Origin of the sequence: Thalassobacter sp. 16PALIMAR09 (assembly GCF_000765485.1) — a bacterium.
Taxonomy (GTDB): Bacteria; Pseudomonadota; Alphaproteobacteria; order Rhodobacterales; family Rhodobacteraceae; genus Thalassobacter; species Thalassobacter stenotrophicus.
The window spans coordinates 621,440-636,434 of the sequence record NZ_JHAK01000002.1; the positions used below are offsets into that span (position 1 = coordinate 621,440).

The 14,995-nt window shown below is 61.4% G+C and carries 14 protein-coding genes and 1 riboswitch; of the genes, 9 read left to right on the top strand and 5 right to left on the bottom strand.

Going from position 1 to position 14,995, the window contains the following annotated elements:
* Positions 1-2: 2 nt before the first annotated feature.
* Positions 3-1,571: a pseudouridine synthase gene (locus PM04_RS06915; RefSeq protein ID WP_081945939.1), complete on the bottom strand. Its 1,569-nt coding sequence runs from the start codon at positions 1,569-1,571 to the stop codon at positions 3-5.
* 75 nt (positions 1,572-1,646) lie between these two features.
* On the opposite strand from PM04_RS06915, the gene PM04_RS06920 reads away from it, so the two are divergent.
* A complete protein-coding gene (locus PM04_RS06920) occupies positions 1,647-2,099 on the top strand; it encodes a nucleoside deaminase (protein WP_038004890.1) in 453 nt (150 codons plus the stop codon).
* A gap of 7 nt (positions 2,100-2,106) precedes the next feature.
* Here PM04_RS06920 and PM04_RS06925 read toward each other — a convergent pair whose 3' ends face one another.
* The gene (locus PM04_RS06925) at positions 2,107-3,393 is read right to left on the bottom strand and encodes an acetylornithine deacetylase/succinyl-diaminopimelate desuccinylase family protein (protein WP_038004892.1); all 1,287 of its coding nucleotides are present in this window, start codon (positions 3,391-3,393) and stop codon (positions 2,107-2,109) included.
* Between the two features lie 111 nt (positions 3,394-3,504).
* Between PM04_RS06925 and PM04_RS06930 the strand changes: the two genes are divergently transcribed.
* From PM04_RS06930 to PM04_RS06940, 3 genes are all read left to right on the top strand, one after another.
* Positions 3,505-3,780 carry a hypothetical protein gene (locus PM04_RS06930; protein ID WP_038004894.1) on the top strand — a complete coding sequence of 92 codons (276 nt, stop codon included), beginning with the start codon at positions 3,505-3,507 and terminating at the stop codon, positions 3,778-3,780.
* Between the two features lie 8 nt (positions 3,781-3,788).
* Positions 3,789-4,334, top strand: coding sequence for a DUF1523 family protein (locus PM04_RS06935; RefSeq protein WP_038004897.1), 546 nt, complete (start codon positions 3,789-3,791; stop codon positions 4,332-4,334).
* A gap of 69 nt (positions 4,335-4,403) precedes the next feature.
* The gene (locus tag PM04_RS06940; RefSeq protein WP_038004899.1) at positions 4,404-5,162 is read left to right on the top strand and encodes an alpha/beta fold hydrolase; all 759 of its coding nucleotides are present in this window, start codon (positions 4,404-4,406) and stop codon (positions 5,160-5,162) included.
* On the opposite strand, the gene PM04_RS06945 is transcribed toward PM04_RS06940, so the two are convergent.
* Together PM04_RS06945 and PM04_RS06950 are read right to left on the bottom strand one after the other, a co-directional pair.
* Positions 5,159-5,344 carry a hypothetical protein gene (locus PM04_RS06945; RefSeq protein ID WP_038004902.1) on the bottom strand — a complete coding sequence of 62 codons (186 nt, stop codon included), beginning with the start codon at positions 5,342-5,344 and terminating at the stop codon, positions 5,159-5,161. The genes PM04_RS06940 and PM04_RS06945 overlap by 4 nt on opposite strands.
* A 119-nt stretch (positions 5,345-5,463) precedes the next feature.
* Positions 5,464-6,183 (bottom strand): DsbA family protein, encoded by a 720-nt coding sequence (locus PM04_RS06950; RefSeq protein WP_038004905.1) that lies wholly within the window; start codon positions 6,181-6,183, stop codon positions 5,464-5,466.
* 165 nt (positions 6,184-6,348) lie between these two features.
* On the opposite strand from PM04_RS06950, the gene PM04_RS06955 reads away from it, so the two are divergent.
* Together PM04_RS06955 and PM04_RS06960 are read left to right on the top strand one after the other, a co-directional pair.
* The gene (locus PM04_RS06955; RefSeq protein WP_038004907.1) at positions 6,349-8,367 is read left to right on the top strand and encodes a protein-disulfide reductase DsbD; all 2,019 of its coding nucleotides are present in this window, start codon (positions 6,349-6,351) and stop codon (positions 8,365-8,367) included.
* A 39-nt stretch (positions 8,368-8,406) separates the two neighbouring features.
* Positions 8,407-9,807 carry an MATE family efflux transporter gene (locus tag PM04_RS06960; RefSeq protein WP_038004909.1) on the top strand — a complete coding sequence of 467 codons (1,401 nt, stop codon included), beginning with the start codon at positions 8,407-8,409 and terminating at the stop codon, positions 9,805-9,807.
* On the opposite strand, the gene PM04_RS06965 is transcribed toward PM04_RS06960, so the two are convergent.
* Positions 9,779-10,315, bottom strand: a complete 537-nt coding sequence (locus PM04_RS06965) for a gamma-glutamylcyclotransferase family protein (protein WP_038005235.1) — start codon at positions 10,313-10,315, stop codon at positions 9,779-9,781. The two genes, PM04_RS06960 and PM04_RS06965, sit on opposite strands and share 29 nt — an antisense overlap.
* A 74-nt stretch (positions 10,316-10,389) precedes the next feature.
* A riboswitch (glycine riboswitch) is annotated at positions 10,390-10,476 on the top strand.
* Positions 10,477-10,591: 115 nt separating this feature from the next.
* Between PM04_RS06965 and gcvT the strand changes: the two genes are divergently transcribed.
* Genes gcvT through gcvP form a run of 3 tightly spaced genes read left to right on the top strand, consistent with a single transcriptional unit; the run spans position 10,592 to position 14,951 of the window.
* Entirely contained in the window at positions 10,592-11,701 is a 1,110-nt protein-coding gene (gene gcvT / locus PM04_RS06970; RefSeq protein WP_038004911.1) for a glycine cleavage system aminomethyltransferase GcvT, read from the top strand.
* Positions 11,702-11,717: 16 nt separating this feature from the next.
* On the top strand, positions 11,718-12,074 hold the full coding sequence (gene gcvH, locus PM04_RS06975; RefSeq protein ID WP_038004914.1) for a glycine cleavage system protein GcvH: 357 nt from the start codon (positions 11,718-11,720) through the stop codon (positions 12,072-12,074).
* Between the two features lie 36 nt (positions 12,075-12,110).
* Positions 12,111-14,951, top strand: coding sequence for an aminomethyl-transferring glycine dehydrogenase (gene gcvP / locus PM04_RS06980; protein WP_038004916.1), 2,841 nt, complete (start codon positions 12,111-12,113; stop codon positions 14,949-14,951).
* Positions 14,952-14,995: the final 44 nt, after the last annotated feature.

Below are 14,995 nucleotides of genomic sequence, written 5' to 3' on the forward strand. Positions count from 1 at the left end.
CCTCAGGGTTTTGTCGGTTTTTTCGAGCTAAGATCACGCGAACCATAGAACCCTGCGCCGGGTGACTTGGCGCCACCTTTGCGCGCGCTGCCGCGTTTTGGCGCGCCCTTCGCGTCCTTTCGCAAAGACATGCCGGGGTTAGAGAGGAACTGCTTCTTTTTCTCCGCTCTTTCCGCTTGCTCGGCTTCGCGCCGGGCGGATCGGTCATTGTCGGGACGGTCTTTGCCAAAAGGTTTCCGATCGCCACGATCCTCACCGTATGGTTTGCGCGCGGGGCGGTCGCCACGGTCTTCGCCGGGCTTGCCGTATGGTTTGCGCGCGGGACGGTCGCCACGGTCCTCACCGGGCTTGCCGTATGGCTTGCGCGCGGGACGGTCACCGCGGTCCTCACCGGGCTTGCCGTATGGCTTGCGCGCGGGACGGTCGCCACGGTCTTCACCAGGCTTGCCGTATGGTTTGCGCGCGGGGCGGTCGCCACGGTCTTCACCGGGCTTGCCGTATGGTTTGCGCGCGGGACGCTCGCCACGATCTTCACCGGGCTTGCCGTATGGTTTGCGCGCTGGGCGGTCGCCACGGTCTTCACCGGGCTTGCCGTATGGCTTGCGCGCGGGACGGTCACCACGGTCTTCACCGGGCTTGCCGTATGGTTTGCGCGCGGGGCGGTCACCACGGTCTCCACTGGGCTTGCCGCCGGGGCGCCCACCGGGCTTTCCGCCAAACTTTCCAGCGGGCTTCCCGCCGAATTTGCCAGCAGGTTTTCCGCCGGGTTTGCGGCCACCGGGGCCGGGTTTACCCGGTGCGCGGGTTTCGGTTTCGTCGGCCATCTCGGGCTCTCCTAGTTGGTCACGCAGCACACGCGTGCGGACCTCTTCAATCTCGCCGATCGCCAGTGTGCCCAGCTGAAACGGCCCATAACTCAACCGGATCAGACGGTTCACCAAAAGCCCTTGGCTTTCCATGGCGCGCCGAATTTCACGGTTCTTACCTTCGCGCAGGCCCAGCGTCAGCCAAGCATTGCCGCCCTGTTGGCGGTCAAACGCCACCTGCATGGGGGCAAAGCGTTCGCCTTCAACGGTTAGACCTCCGCGCATCGCTTCAAGTTGTGCCTCTGTCGGTGTGCCGCGGACGCGGACGCGGTAGCGCCGCAGCCACCCGGTTGAGGGCAGCTCAAGACGGCGTTTCAACTCACCATCGTTGGTCAGCAGCAACAGCCCCTCAGAATTGAGATCCAGCCGCCCCACAGTCATCACCCGTGGCAAATCGTCGGGCAGCGCGTCAAACACTGTCTCACGGCCTTGCTCATCGCGGGTCGTGGTCACAAGGCCGGTGGGCTTATGATACATCCACAGACGGGCACGTTCCGGCGGTGCAAGAGGCACGCCATCAACCGCGACGCGATCGTCGTCCGTCACGTTAAGTGCGGCGCTTTCAATGACTTGTCCGTTAACCGTAACGCGGCCTTCAGCAATGATAACTTCGGCGTCGCGGCGCGAGGCGATGCCCGCTCGGGCGATCACCTTGGCAATGCGGTCACCGGGAGGCGCGCTTTTGGAGGGGAATGTGTTGGACATGCGCCTCCCTTATCGCGCAAGTGTGCGCTTGGAAAGCGTCTTGCGCGGGGGGCGGGGTTTCGGCAAGTCTGCGACATGTCGTTTCGATCCCACATGGAGGCCGCGCTAGAGGCCGCAAAAGCCGCAGGTGAACGCGGCGAGGTGCCTGTGGGCGCGGTCGTTTTATCCAAGGATGGCAAGGTCTTGGCGGTGGAGGGCAACCGCACTCGGGAACGTAATGACCCCACCGCCCACGCCGAGATCCTTGCGATCCGAGCGGCATGTGCCGCGCTTAACCAAGAACGATTAACGGATTGCGATCTTTACGTTACGTTGGAACCTTGCGCGATGTGCGCCATGGCGATCAGCCACGCGCGGATTGCACGGGTGTATTATGGGGCGTCTGATCCAAAATCAGGCGGTGTGGCCCAGGGCGCGCGGGTGTTTGCCCATCCGCAGACCCACCATGTGCCCGAGGTCTACGATGGTATAAATGCCGCCGCCTCTGAGGCGTTGTTGCAGGATTTTTTCAGTGCCCGCCGGGGGTAGTCATAGGCTACGCCTGCACGGGTTCAACCAATAGCGCCCGAAGTGAAAGGGCCATGACCTTGGCACTATCGAGCATATCCTGCACGCCCACCCATTCGTCTGGCTGATGGGCTAGATCAAGGATGCCCGGCCCGTAGGCAATACAATTCTTGAGCCGCCCAATCCGGTCGATATGCTTTTGATCATAGGTTCCGGGAGAGACAACAAATTGCGCCTGCGTGTCCAATACTTGGGCGATGGCGTCTTGGACCGTGCGCACCACCGGCGCGTTTTCATCGGTCATGGTGGGGGTGACGGACCATAACTCACGCAGGTCATAGCGGAACTCGGGGCGTTGGGATTTGACCGTCTCAAGGACAGCGATGATCTCGGCTTTGACCTCATCGATGTTTTCTTCGATCAAGAACCGCCGGTCGATGGTGATCCGACACGAGTCTGGCACACAGGCAGAGGGGAAGCCGGTGTAATCCGCAGGCAGCTCATTCGCGCCGCCGTGAATGGCATTGATATTCATAGTCGAATTGCGCGCGCCCTCTGGCACCACCGGCATATCCGTGTGCTTTGAGGCCAAAAGCGGGAACAACGTGCGTTCCATTTCCTCTAGCACGGCGCCCATGTGGCGCACCGCGCAATCGCCCAAGAATGGCATGGAGCCGTGGGCGATCCGGCCCTTTGTCTCAATCTCGGCCCACCAAACGCCACGGTGGCCCAGACAAATGCGGTCCTTGTTCAAAGGCTCGGGGATGATGACGTGCTGCACGCGTTCGGGGTCAAAATACCCCTGCTCAGCCAGATACGCGACGCCGCCATAGCCGCCGGTTTCCTCATCCGCCGTTGCGCTGATTTCCACAGCGCCAGAGAATTCGGGGTGGGTCTTGATGAACGCCTCTGCGGCGATGATGGATGCAGCCAGCCCGCCCTTCATGTCACATGCGCCGCGACCATAGATGCGGTCACCCTCCAGCTCACCGCCAAACGGATCACGGGTCCAGCCCTCGCCCACGGTGACGACATCGTGGTGGCTGTTGAAATGCACGCATTCACCGGGGCTGGCTCCTTCGCGCCGGGCCACAAGGTTCCAGCGCGGGTGGGTTTCACTGTCTGCGGGCGCGCCTTGGGCACGGATCATTTCGGTCGTAAATCCATGCGCGCTGAGCCGGGCGTCCAGATAGGTACAGATCGCGTGGTAATTGTCGCCCGGCGGGTTAAGGGTCGGAATACGGATCAAGTCTTGGGTCAGCGCGATCAGATCATCGCGCCGGGCCTCGATGGTTTGGAGAAGAGGATCGGACATTGGGGCCCCCGTGCTGTTCGGGTTGAGTGTAGGCAATTGCCACCCAATGACCAGAGGGGGTGGCGGCAAAGGCCGCGCCGACCTATGTGCTGATAAGCAAAGGGGGTGGCTATGCTGCTGAATATACGAGTGATGATGCTGATGCTTGCGGCCTTGACGGTGGTGTTCGTCAGCCTCTTTTTCTACTTTCGCGCCGGCCGGGTTGAGGCCGCAAAGGCCGCTTGGACGGCCAAGCAACCGCCGCTACCGGAACATACCTACGTGCAAAACGATCTGGGCGACTATATACCGGGACTGGTGAAGCGCCTTGCGATTTGGGTCTATTGCGTCCCGTTGGCGGCGACTTCGGTGTTGGCATTTGTGCTGAATATGCCGGAAGGGGACTGAGGGCTGTGATGAAGTGGATTTTATGGGGGCTGTTTGCCGCGATCTTGGGATCGTGTCTGCATTATACGCTGCCCCAACGCGATATTGTGATTGTGACTGGGACCGAAATTATTCGGCAGGACGTGGGTGGGCTGAACAGCTGGTTCTATGCGGGGGCCGACAGCGGCAACGCGACGACGGCCAACCGGGACCTACGTTTGATCAACACAACCGACGCCGATGGGACCACGCGGGTGTACCGCAATGAGGACACCGGGGTTGGCTGGCCCCCATATTTTAAATTCGATAGTGCGGATTTGCAGGCTGATGCGCAGGCCGTGATTTCTACGCGGGCCGAACCGCAATGGGTTGCCGTTCGCCACTATGGTTGGCGCAGCACGCTGATTTCGATCTACCCCAATGCGACCTCCCTCAAGCCTGTTGCAGGGCCAGACGTGACGTTGATCCCTTGGTTCAATATCATCGTGTTGGTGGGTCTGCTGGCCTTGATCCGCGCTGTGCAGGTCCGTGTCGCGCGCTGGTGGGGCCGTAAATTTGGGGATGCGGCGGCCTAAGCGGTGCCCCACACCGGCCGACGCAAAACGTATCTGGCCGTGCCGCTGCCGGTGAGATAAGTCAGATTTATGCTAGCTACCACACACCTTCCATCTCAGGGCGCTGCGGCGCCGACGTTGATCGCACATGGTCTGTTTGGGTCCGCCCGCAATTGGGGCGTCATTGCCAAGCGCCTCTCGGATAGAGGCCCCGTTGCGGCCGTTGATATGCGCAACCATGGTGATAGCTTGTTCGCCGACGATCACAGCTATGCGGCCTTGGCCCAGGATCTGTCCGAGGTGATCACCGCCAACTGGGGGCAGGCCGATGTGATCGGTCATTCGATGGGGGGCAAGGCCGCGATGGTTTGCGCGTTAAAGGCTCCGGATGCCGTGCGGCGTTTGGCTGTCGCGGATATCGCACCTGTGGGCTACGGCCATACCCAAGCCCATCTGATCCACGCCATGCGCGCGCTTGACCTAAGCCACGTTACCCGCCGCAGCGAAGCCGCCGAGGCCCTTGAGGCGAGTATCCCGGAGCCGGGTGTGCGCGCCTTTTTGCTGCAATCGCTTGATGTCGCGGGCAAACGGTGGCGGCTCAACCTTGATGCGCTTGAAGCAGAGATGGACAAGATCATCGGCTTTCCAGAGATCGAAGGCCGCTATGATGGGCCAGCGTTCTTTTTGTCCGGTGCCGAAAGCGATTATGTCCTGCCGGAGCATCGCGCACAGATCAAAGCGCTATTTCCCCAAGCGCGGTTTGCGAAAATCCCGGGCGCGGGGCACTGGCTGCATGCGGAAAAACCGCGTGAGTTTGAGGCAGCGGTTCGCGCATTTCTGGACGCTTAGCGGCGCGGTGCGGTGGCCCGGCGACGGCGCTGCCATACCCACGCTGCCGGACCACCTGACGCCAGCCCAAGTATCATCCCCATGACTTGTAACTGGCTGTCGATCAGCAACGCACCCAGACCGCAGGCCAACCCCAAGGTGACCGCACACAAACTACACAAAACTAGATACTCGCGGCTCATGCCAAGGGTCCTTCTCGCTGCTGCGATCCCATTAGGGCGCGATCAGCGGTGGGGGCATTGATCTGTATCAATCACACCAAAATGTGACTGGATCCATGCGCCCCTACGGACCCTAGGGGCTACTGTGCGGCGCGCAATTCATCGACCATTTCTAGCAGCTGCGCGCTGGTGATCAGGCCGGGTGCGAGTGTCTCACCCACGACAAACGATGGCGTCCCGCTGAACCCAAGCTGCTGGGCCAACTGCATTGAGGTTTCGATGTGGGATGTGACTTCGGGGGCGTCCATATCGGTGCGCAATTGCTCGACGTCCAGCCCGACGTCCGCTGCGATTTTGAGCACGGTCGTTTCACCCAAACGGGTGCGGGCGTTCATCAAGGCTTGGTGGAATTCAGGGTACATGCCCTGAGCGCGCGACGCGAGCGCGGCCCGTGCGGCCCAAACAGAGCCTTCTCCCAGAATGGGCCATTCCCGCATCACGACACGGATGCCATCGTCTAGGCCAAGCGCTTCGTTCACCTGCTCGCCTGCGCGTTGGCAGTAGGGGCAGTTGTAGTCGAAAAACTCAACGACCGTGACATCGCCATCAGGGTTCCCAAGCACCGGTGCGTTGGGGTCACGCTCCAACGCGGCGCGCCCTTGCGACAGCGTTTCCTGGGCCGCGGCTTCAGCGGCTTGCGCATCGCGGGCGCGCAAAATTTCCACGGCCTGCATCACGATCTCGGGGTTCTCAAGGATCGCTTCTAGCGCCAGTTTCTTTACCTCATCGGGGGACAAATCCTGCGCCATTGCAGTGGTGGGCAGGGCCAAAAGGCCAGACAGGATAAGCGCGCGGAACATGGGGTCGTCTCCATTCGGGGATGTCAGTTTTCGGTAGTCTCCCTCGCAACGGCGGGGGACACAAGCAAAACCGCCCGTGGCCCGCGCAATGTACACAGTCACAACTGTGTGTGTCCGGTGGCAGCAGGTCTTTCGGGCGGCGTGGCTTTGGGGTAGCGATATCCCATGATCCGCGCGTGCCTCTTTGCCCTGTGGGCCTGCCTTGCCCTCCCGCTTTATGCGGCGGGGTCCGATGTGGTGGTCACACGTACGATCACGGCGCAACTCGTCTCGGCGCAAGACGGCGTGCCAACAGGCAGTGGCGCGCTGACGGCGGGGCTGTTTGTGACGCTAGAGCCGGGGTGGAAGACCTATTGGCGCTCACCCGGTGAAGTGGGTTTGCCGCCTCAGATCAGCTGGGATGGATCGGAAAACATTCGCGATGTCGTGCTAAGCTATCCTGCGCCGACGCGGTTCACCGCCTTTGAGATTGAGAATTTCGGCTATGAGACCGAGGTGCTTTTTCCACTTCAGCTCCAGCTCGAACGCCCCGGTGCGCCGGCCCGCCTCGCGCTAGAGGCGACCTTGCTGGTCTGCGCCGACATTTGCATCCCCGAGACGGTGTCCTTGTCGCTGGACCTACCCGCAGGTGGGGGCATTGACGCCAAAGCCGCGAAGCAGATCGCGACATGGATGGCGCGCATCCCCGACGATGGCGGGGCCTCTGGCTTGCGGCTCGATACGGTCTTTCTCGATGAGACCGCGCTCGTCGTCACGGCGCAGAGCGATCGCCCCTTCACCATCCCTGATATTTTCCCCGAGCAGGGTGAATACGCGAGCTTTGGCAAGCCCGAGATTATCGTGGCTGATGCCGGGCGGTCAGTGTGGGCGCGCCTACCGGTTCTGGCTGAGGGAGAGGGCGGGTTACAGATCACCCTCACGGATGGGGCGCGCGCGGCGACACTAAACGCGTCTACGTTTGCGGACGTTCCGGCACCGCGGCCGCAAGCCTCCGGCGCGCTGATCGGGATGTTGGCCATCGCGCTTTTGGGCGGTTTGATTTTGAACGTCATGCCCTGCGTCCTGCCTGTTCTGTCGATCAAGCTGACTTCGGCGCTGGGCGCTGCGGGGCAGGGCCGGGCGCGTGTGCGTGCGGGGTTTTTGGCATCGGCTGCGGGGGTTATAGCGTTTTTCTGGGTGCTGGCGGCGATTGTGATTGCGATGCAGGCTTCGGGCGCGTCGTTCGGTTGGGGCATGCAGTTCCAAAACCCTGTGTTCCTCAGCTTGATGATTACGATCATCGCTTTGTTTGCTGCCAACATGGCGGGCTTGTTTGAGATCACCTTGCCGCAGGGCTGGACCACGGGCATGGCCCGCACCGAGGCGCGCGGCGGGTGGAGCGGTGATTTTGCCACCGGTGCGTTTGCTGCATTGCTGGCGACACCGTGTTCTGCGCCGTTTTTGGGCACAGCAGTGACCTATGCCATGACCCACGGGCCGCGCGAGGTCGCAGCGATTTTCACCGCTTTGGGCGTGGGACTGGCGCTGCCGTATTTCTTGATCGCCGCGCGGCCTGGTTGGTTATCGCGCCTGCCTAAACCCGGACCATGGATGGTGTGGGTCAAATGGGCCATGGGCGGGCTACTGGCTGCGACGGCTCTTTGGTTGCTCGCTGTGCTGGGTGCCGTGTCGGGGCTGGGGCTGGCGGGTGCGTTGGCGGCAATTTTGGTGATCGGAGGCGTGGTTTTGGTCAAGCGGCGCGCGGCGTTGCCTGTTGCGGTGGCAGTGTTTGCGGCGGCCATGGCGCTGCCGCTATTCTGGCCCGCACCGACCGCGATGGCCCAAGACGACAGCATGTGGCTGGTGTTTGATGAGGCAGAGGCCATGGCCCGTGCTGAGGCGGGTGAGGTTGTTTTTGTTGATGTCACCGCCGATTGGTGCCTCACCTGCAAGGCGAACAAAAGCCTTGTGCTGGACCGGGGTGCCGTGGCGCAAGCGTTGGAGGGCGTGACCCTCATGCGGGCCGATTGGACTCGGCCCAGCGATACAATCCTGAACTACCTCAAAAGCCATGATCGCTACGGCATCCCTTTCAACATGGTTTACGGTCCCGGCGCGCCCATGGGTATTGCTTTGCCGGAACTTCTGACGCCCGATGCCGTGCTGGATGCGATCATGACCGCACAGGGGGCTGTGCAGGGCTAGACCTATCGCGCAGGCCCCCCTTCGCGGTAGGTGTCGATCATGTCAGCACACAATTCCTCCGCCAAGTTCCTATCCGGCAATCTTTTTGCGCACGTGAGCATCATGTCTCTCACGGCCTCCGTCGGGTTGATGGCGGTGTTCCTTGTGGACTTCATCGACATGATTTTCATCGCCATGCTGGGCAAGGCTGAGTTGGCCGCAGCGGTGGGCTACGCGGGCGCGATTTTGTTTTTCACGACCTCGTTCGGGATCGGGATGGCGATTGCGGCAGGGGCCTTGGTCGCCCGGGCGTTAGGCGCGGGCGACGTGGCATTGGCGCAAAGCCGCGCGACGACGGCGCTGATCTATGGGTTTGGCTTCGGGGCGATTTTTGCCGCGACGGTTTGGGCGTTTCTTGCGCCCCTCGCACAGCTTGTGGGGGCCAGTGGTGAGACGCTGGATTTGGCGGTGCATTACCTTGCGATCATTGTCCCATCCTTGCCGTTTTTAATGTTGGGCATGATGGGTGGGGCGATCCTGCGCGCCCATGGTGATGCCCGCCGCGCGATGATGGCAACGATCTGGGGCGGGGTGGTGAATGCCGTGCTCGATCCGATCCTGATCTTTGGCCTCGACTTGGAATTGACCGGGGCGGCGCTTGCCTCGGTGGCGGCGCGGCTCACGATTGCTTACTTCGCACTGCGCCCGATCTTGCGCCACTATGGCGGCTTCACACTGCCGCCTGTTTTGTCTTTCCTCGCGGACTTGCGACCCATTCTGGCTATTGCAGTGCCCGCGATCTTGACCCAATTGGCCACGCCGGTGGGGCAAGCATGGGTCACGCGTTCCATGGCCGCTTATGGCGAAGAGGCAGTGGCCGGGATGGCCATTGTTGGGCGCCTGACGCCTGTGGCATTTGGTGTGATCTTTGCGCTGTCGGGTGCTATCGGCCCCATCATTGGCCAGAATTTTGGAGCCAAAGACCACGCCCGCGTTCGCCGCGCTTTTCTGGACGGGGTCTTGTTTTGCGGGTTGTTCGTGGTGGGGATGACGGTGCTTTTGTACCTTCTGCGCCCGTTCATTGCAGGGTTGTTCTCGGCGCAGGGTGTGACGTTGACGCTGGTCTATCTGTTCTGCGGGCCACTTGCGCTTGTGTTCTTTTTCAACGGGTTGCTGTTTGTTTCTAACGCGGCGTTCAACAACCTTGGGCAACCGTTCACGTCAACGTGGCTCAACTGGGGGCGGCATACACTGGGGACTGTGCCGTTGGTCGCCTTGGGCGGTTGGTTGTTTGGCGCACCGGGGGTGTTGATCGGGCAAGCCGTGGGCGGGCTGATCTTTGGGCTATTGGCTGCGTGGATGGCGCTGCGAGTGATCGCGCGCGGAGGTGCACCGGCAGCCCCCCGCGCGCCCTTTGCGCGACAAGCCCGGCTTATGTCACTTTTGCACCTACGTCGCTGAGCATCGCATCGACCAGAGCCGTTTCATCCGGGCTTAGCTGCTGTGCGCGCGGGTACTGCGGTGCGGTGCGGTCGTTTATGATCGGTGCCTCCCAGCCGTCTGTCGTGGCAAAGAACCGTGCGACACCGGCCTCTCCGAATTCGTTCAAATATCCCTGCACGACCACATCCAGATAGCTGAGCAGGATCGGATGCGTCTGACTGGGGGCTGCGTGCAGATCGGCCGGGATATGATAGATTTGCGCGCCCCGCCCGTGTTCCGCAGGGGCGCGGATATAGGCCCATTCGCGGGCATCCAGCGCGGCCCAATCGCCCTCGGGCACCTCCGCAAGCAGGCCATCAATCCGGGTGTTCGGACACGGGACAGCCGTCAAGAACGCGACCTTGCGCGCGCCCGTGTGCCGCCAAGCCCGCCGCCAGCCCGATATGGTGGCACGTTTGACACCGGGATAGTCCTGCGTGGCCCGGTTCACCAAACTGCCGTAGCCGAAGAACATGTTGTGGTTCATGGTCATTATGACACCTTTTCATGTAGCGCGCTGTGCACCGCTCTTGATTGGATTTCACGGATCGCCTATCCACGGCGCATCGCACGGGAGAATCTGCACCCGCAGTGCCGAAGGAGCAACCGCCCCGGTAAACTCTCAGGCCCAAGGACCGTGTGACGATAAAACTCTGGAGAGAGGCATTCAATTGCCCGCCGAAGGGATAACGATCTCAGGCGCATAGGACAGAGGGGGCAGGACCCGCCACGGCATCGTGGCGATAACTGTGAAGGGGCGCCTATGTCTGAACTGAACCCATTGCCGCTAGAAGCGTTGCACGCCGAATTGGGCGGCAAGATGGTGCCTTTTGCTGGGTGCTCTATGCCGGTCCAATACCCGATGGGGGTCATGGCTGAGCATTTGCATTGCCGGTCCGAGGCCGGTTTGTTCGACGTTAGCCACATGGGGCAAGTGATTGTACGCGGCGCGGAGGTTGCCAGCGCGCTGGAACGCTTGATCCCTGCGGATGTCGCGGGCCTTGGGGCGGGGCGGCAACGGTATGGTGTGTTGATGCAGCCCGATGGGGGCGTTGCAGACGACCTGATGTTCGCAAATCGCAGTGAACACTTCTATTTGGTGGTTAACGGTGCGTGCAAATATCAGGATATGGAAATTCTCAAAGCTGGCCTGCCTGGGTGTGAGGTCACGCTTTTGGACGATCGCGCGCTGCTGGCGTTGCAGGGGCCAAAGGCTGAGGCGGTCTTGGCCGACTTGCTGCCCGCAGTCGCGCAGATGCGGTTTATGGACAGCCAGATTTTTGACTGGATGGGGGCTGAGCTGTGGATTTCACGCTCCGGCTACACTGGTGAGGACGGCTTTGAGATCTCGGTCCCCGAGGATCGAGCCGAAGAATTGGCCCGTGCGTTACTGGCTCACCCGGCTGTGGCGCCAATCGGTCTTGGGGCGCGCGACAGCCTCCGGCTGGAGGCAGGGATGCCGCTTTATGGTCAAGACCTGACCCCTGAAATTTCCCCCGTGGTCGCGGGTCTCGGCTGGTCCATCGCCAAGGCGCGACGTGCGGGCGGGCCGCGCGCGGGCGGCTTTCCGGGGGCCGAGCCACTCCTTCAGGAACTGATGGACGGGCCTGCAAGCATTCGCATGGGCTTGCGTCCAGAGGGCCGCGCCCCCATGCGTGCCGGTGTGGAGCTCTATCATTCGGTTGATGCGACAGCCCCCATTGGCCGGATCACGTCGGGCGGCTTTGGCCCTTCGGTCGGCGCGCCGATTGCGATGGGTATTGTCCCCGCAGAACTGGCCCCAGGCACCACGATTTACGGCGAAGTCCGGGGCAAACGTTTGCCCGTGACCCTTGCCACGCTTCCCTTTCATACACCCCGCTACAAGCGCTAAGACTAGGAGAACCCCCATGAAATTCACCGAAGAGCACGAATGGCTAGACGCCGATGGTGACGTCATCACCGTTGGCATCACGGAGCACGCAGCCACCCAGCTGGGCGACGTTGTGTTTGTTGAACTGCCCGAGGTCGGCACCACGGTTGCAAAAGGCGATGAGATCGTCGTGATCGAAAGCGTCAAGGCCGCCTCCGACATTCTGGCCCCCCTTGATGGCGAGATCGTTGAGGTCAACGAGGCGCTGGTCGACAACCCGGCCGCCGTAAACGACGACGCCGTGGGGTCGTGGTTCTTCAAGATGACCTCTCCCGCCGCCGCCGAAATGGATGAGATGATGGATGAGGCCGCTTATCAGGCCTTTATCGGTTAAGAACACTCGCCTTCCCCCATGCAGATGGAGCGTCCCATGCAGATCACCGAGTACGATACCTATGACTTCGCCAACCGCCGCCATATCGGTCCCTCGCCCGAGGAAATGGCCGAAATGCTCAAGGCCGTTGGGGTCGACAGCCTTGATGATCTGATCGACCAGACGCTTCCACCTGCTATCCGTCAGGCCGAACTGCTGCCTTGGCCACAAATGACCGAGCATGCGGTTCTGGCCGAGATGCGGCGGCTTGCGGATAAAAATACCGTGCTGACCTCTATGATCGGGCAGGGCTACTATGGCACGGTCACGCCCCCAGCGATCCAGCGCAATATCCTTGAAAACCCTGCGTGGTACACGGCCTACACCCCCTACCAGCCCGAGATCGCGCAGGGGCGGCTTGAGGCGCTTTTGAATTTCCAAACCATGGTGGCTGACCTCACGGGGTTGCCGGTTGCCAATGCCTCGCTTTTGGATGAGGCGACAGCCTGCGCTGAGGCGATGGTGATGGCGCAGCGGGTGTCCAAATCAAAGGCGACGGCGTTCTTTGTGGATGAAAACTGCCACCCTCAGAACATCGCCGTGATGCAAACCCGGGCCGAGCCTTTGGGCATCGAAGTCATCGTGGGCCCTGCCGATACACTGGACCCTGCTGCGGTGTTTGGTGCGATTTTCCAATATCCCGGCACCCACGGCCATCTGCGCGACTTCACTCCCGAAATGGCCGCGTTACGGGCGCAAAAGGCCATCGGGATTGTGGTCACTGATCTTTTGGCGCTGTGCCTGCTCAAAGAGCCGGGCGCGATGGGTGCTGATATCGCCGTTGGCAGCGCGCAGCGTTTTGGCGTGCCGCTTGGCTATGGCGGGCCGCACGCGGGCTTTTTCGCCTGTGCCGATGCGTTCAAACGCAATATGCCGGGCCGGATTGTCGGTGTGTCGGTCGACAGCCATGGCCACAAGGCGTTTCGCCTGTCGCTGCAGACCCGCGAACAACACATTCGCCGCGAAAAGGCGACGTCAAACGTGTGCACCGCGCAGGCTTTGCTGGCCGTCATGGCGAGTTTTTTCGCCGTGTTCCACGGCCCAAAGGGCCTGCGCCACATCGCGCAAAACGTTCATCGCTCTGCCAGCGCGCTCAAGTCGGTCCTGCAAGACGCAGGGTTCAACGTGGCGCCTGAACATGTCTTCGACACCCTCACCGTTGAGGTCGGCGCGATGCAGGGTGTGATCCTGCGGTCCGCCGTGGCCGAGGGCATTAACCTTCGGAAAGTGGGTGACACGGCCATCGGGATTTCCTGTGATGAAATGACTGATACGGCTATTTTGAACCGCGTGGCCCGCGCCTTTGGGATCGACACTGAGGTCCGCTTGGACGTGCTGGACATCCCCGCGGATCTGCAACGGCAAAGCGAGTACCTGACCCATCCAACGTTCCATATGAACCGGGCAGAGGCGGAAATGATGCGCTACATGCGTCGCCTTGCGGATCGGGATTTGGCGCTGGATCGAGCAATGATCCCGCTGGGGTCTTGCACGATGAAGCTGAACGCAGCCGTGGAAATGATGCCGGTCACATGGCCCGAATTTGCAAACATCCACCCCTTTGCCCCCGCCGATCAGGCCGAGGGTTACAAGGAGATGATCGATGATCTGGCTGAGCGTCTGTGCGTGATCACCGGATATGACGCGATGTCGATGCAGCCCAATTCCGGGGCGCAGGGCGAATATGCGGGCCTGTTGACCATTGCGGCCTACCACCGCGCAAGGGGCGATGATCGTGATATTTGCCTCATCCCGACCTCGGCGCATGGCACAAACCCTGCCTCTGCGAACATGGCGGGAATGCGGGTTGTCGTGGTGAAATCCGCTGACAACGGTGATGTCGATCTTGATGATTTTCGCGCCAAGGCTGAGGCGGCAGGCGATAAACTTGCAGCGTGTATGATCACATACCCCTCAACCCACGGGGTGTTTGAAACGACCGTGCGCGAGGTGTGTGAGATCACGCATGCCCATGGCGGGCAGGTCTACCTTGATGGGGCCAATCTGAACGCGATGGTTGGCCTGTCCAAGCCCGGCGAGCTGGGCGCGGATGTGAGCCACCTGAATTTGCACAAAACGTTCTGCATCCCGCACGGTGGCGGCGGCCCGGGCATGGGCCCAATCGGCGTAAAGGCGCACTTGGCACCCTATCTGCCCGGTCACCCAGAAACTGGCATGGACGCGGACGACGGCGGCCCGGTTAGTGCTGCTCCCTTTGGCTCGGCTTCGATCCTGCCGATCAGCCATGCCTATTGTTTGATGATGGGCGGAGAGGGGCTGACCCAAGCGACGAAAGTCGCGATCTTGTCGGCCAATTATATCGCGGCTCAGCTAAAAGGCAGCTTTGATGTGCTGTTTACGGGACGCAATGGGCGGATCGCGCATGAGTGCATTCTAGATACCCGACCCTTTGCAGACAGCGCCCACATCACCGTAGATGATATCGCTAAGCGTTTGATAGATCACGGGTTTCACGCGCCAACCATGTCTTGGCCCGTGGCTGGGACATTGATGGTTGAGCCAACTGAGTCCGAGACGAAGGCCGAGTTGGACCGCTTTATCACCGCGTTGCGCGCCATCCGAGATGAGATCGCTCAGGTTGAGGGCGGCACGATGGATGCCGATAATAATCCGCTTAAAAACGCGCCGCACACGATGGAAGACCTCGTGCGCGATTGGGATCGGCCCTACACGCGTGAGGCGGCGTGTTTCCCACCCGGTGCCTTCCGCGTCGATAAGTATTGGCCTCCTGTGAACCGGGTGGACAACGTGGCAGGCGACAGAAATCTGATCTGCACCTGCCCACCGCTAGAGGCTTATCTCGAAGCCGCAGAGTAGCAAATAGGTGGCGCGGGGTTCCCCCTGCGTCACCGCCGCCATTG

Excerpts from the sequence above, each read along its gene's own strand:
- PM04_RS06915 (WP_081945939.1), bottom strand. The coding sequence starts at position 1,571 with ATGTCCAACACATTCCCCTCCAAAAGCGCGCCTCCCGGTGACCGCATT.
- PM04_RS06920 (WP_038004890.1), top strand. The coding sequence starts at position 1,647 with ATGTCGTTTCGATCCCACATGGAGGCCGCGCTAGAGGCCGCAAAAGCC.
- PM04_RS06925 (WP_038004892.1), bottom strand. The coding sequence starts at position 3,393 with ATGTCCGATCCTCTTCTCCAAACCATCGAGGCCCGGCGCGATGATCTG.
- PM04_RS06930 (WP_038004894.1), top strand. The coding sequence starts at position 3,505 with ATGCTGCTGAATATACGAGTGATGATGCTGATGCTTGCGGCCTTGACG.
- PM04_RS06935 (WP_038004897.1), top strand. The coding sequence starts at position 3,789 with ATGAAGTGGATTTTATGGGGGCTGTTTGCCGCGATCTTGGGATCGTGT.
- PM04_RS06940 (WP_038004899.1), top strand. The coding sequence starts at position 4,404 with ATGCTAGCTACCACACACCTTCCATCTCAGGGCGCTGCGGCGCCGACG.
- PM04_RS06945 (WP_038004902.1), bottom strand. The coding sequence starts at position 5,344 with ATGAGCCGCGAGTATCTAGTTTTGTGTAGTTTGTGTGCGGTCACCTTG.
- PM04_RS06950 (WP_038004905.1), bottom strand. The coding sequence starts at position 6,183 with ATGTTCCGCGCGCTTATCCTGTCTGGCCTTTTGGCCCTGCCCACCACT.
- PM04_RS06955 (WP_038004907.1), top strand. The coding sequence starts at position 6,349 with ATGATCCGCGCGTGCCTCTTTGCCCTGTGGGCCTGCCTTGCCCTCCCG.
- PM04_RS06960 (WP_038004909.1), top strand. The coding sequence starts at position 8,407 with ATGTCAGCACACAATTCCTCCGCCAAGTTCCTATCCGGCAATCTTTTT.
- PM04_RS06965 (WP_038005235.1), bottom strand. The coding sequence starts at position 10,315 with ATGAACCACAACATGTTCTTCGGCTACGGCAGTTTGGTGAACCGGGCC.
- gcvT (WP_038004911.1), top strand. The coding sequence starts at position 10,592 with ATGTCTGAACTGAACCCATTGCCGCTAGAAGCGTTGCACGCCGAATTG.
- gcvH (WP_038004914.1), top strand. The coding sequence starts at position 11,718 with ATGAAATTCACCGAAGAGCACGAATGGCTAGACGCCGATGGTGACGTC.
- gcvP (WP_038004916.1), top strand. The coding sequence starts at position 12,111 with ATGCAGATCACCGAGTACGATACCTATGACTTCGCCAACCGCCGCCAT.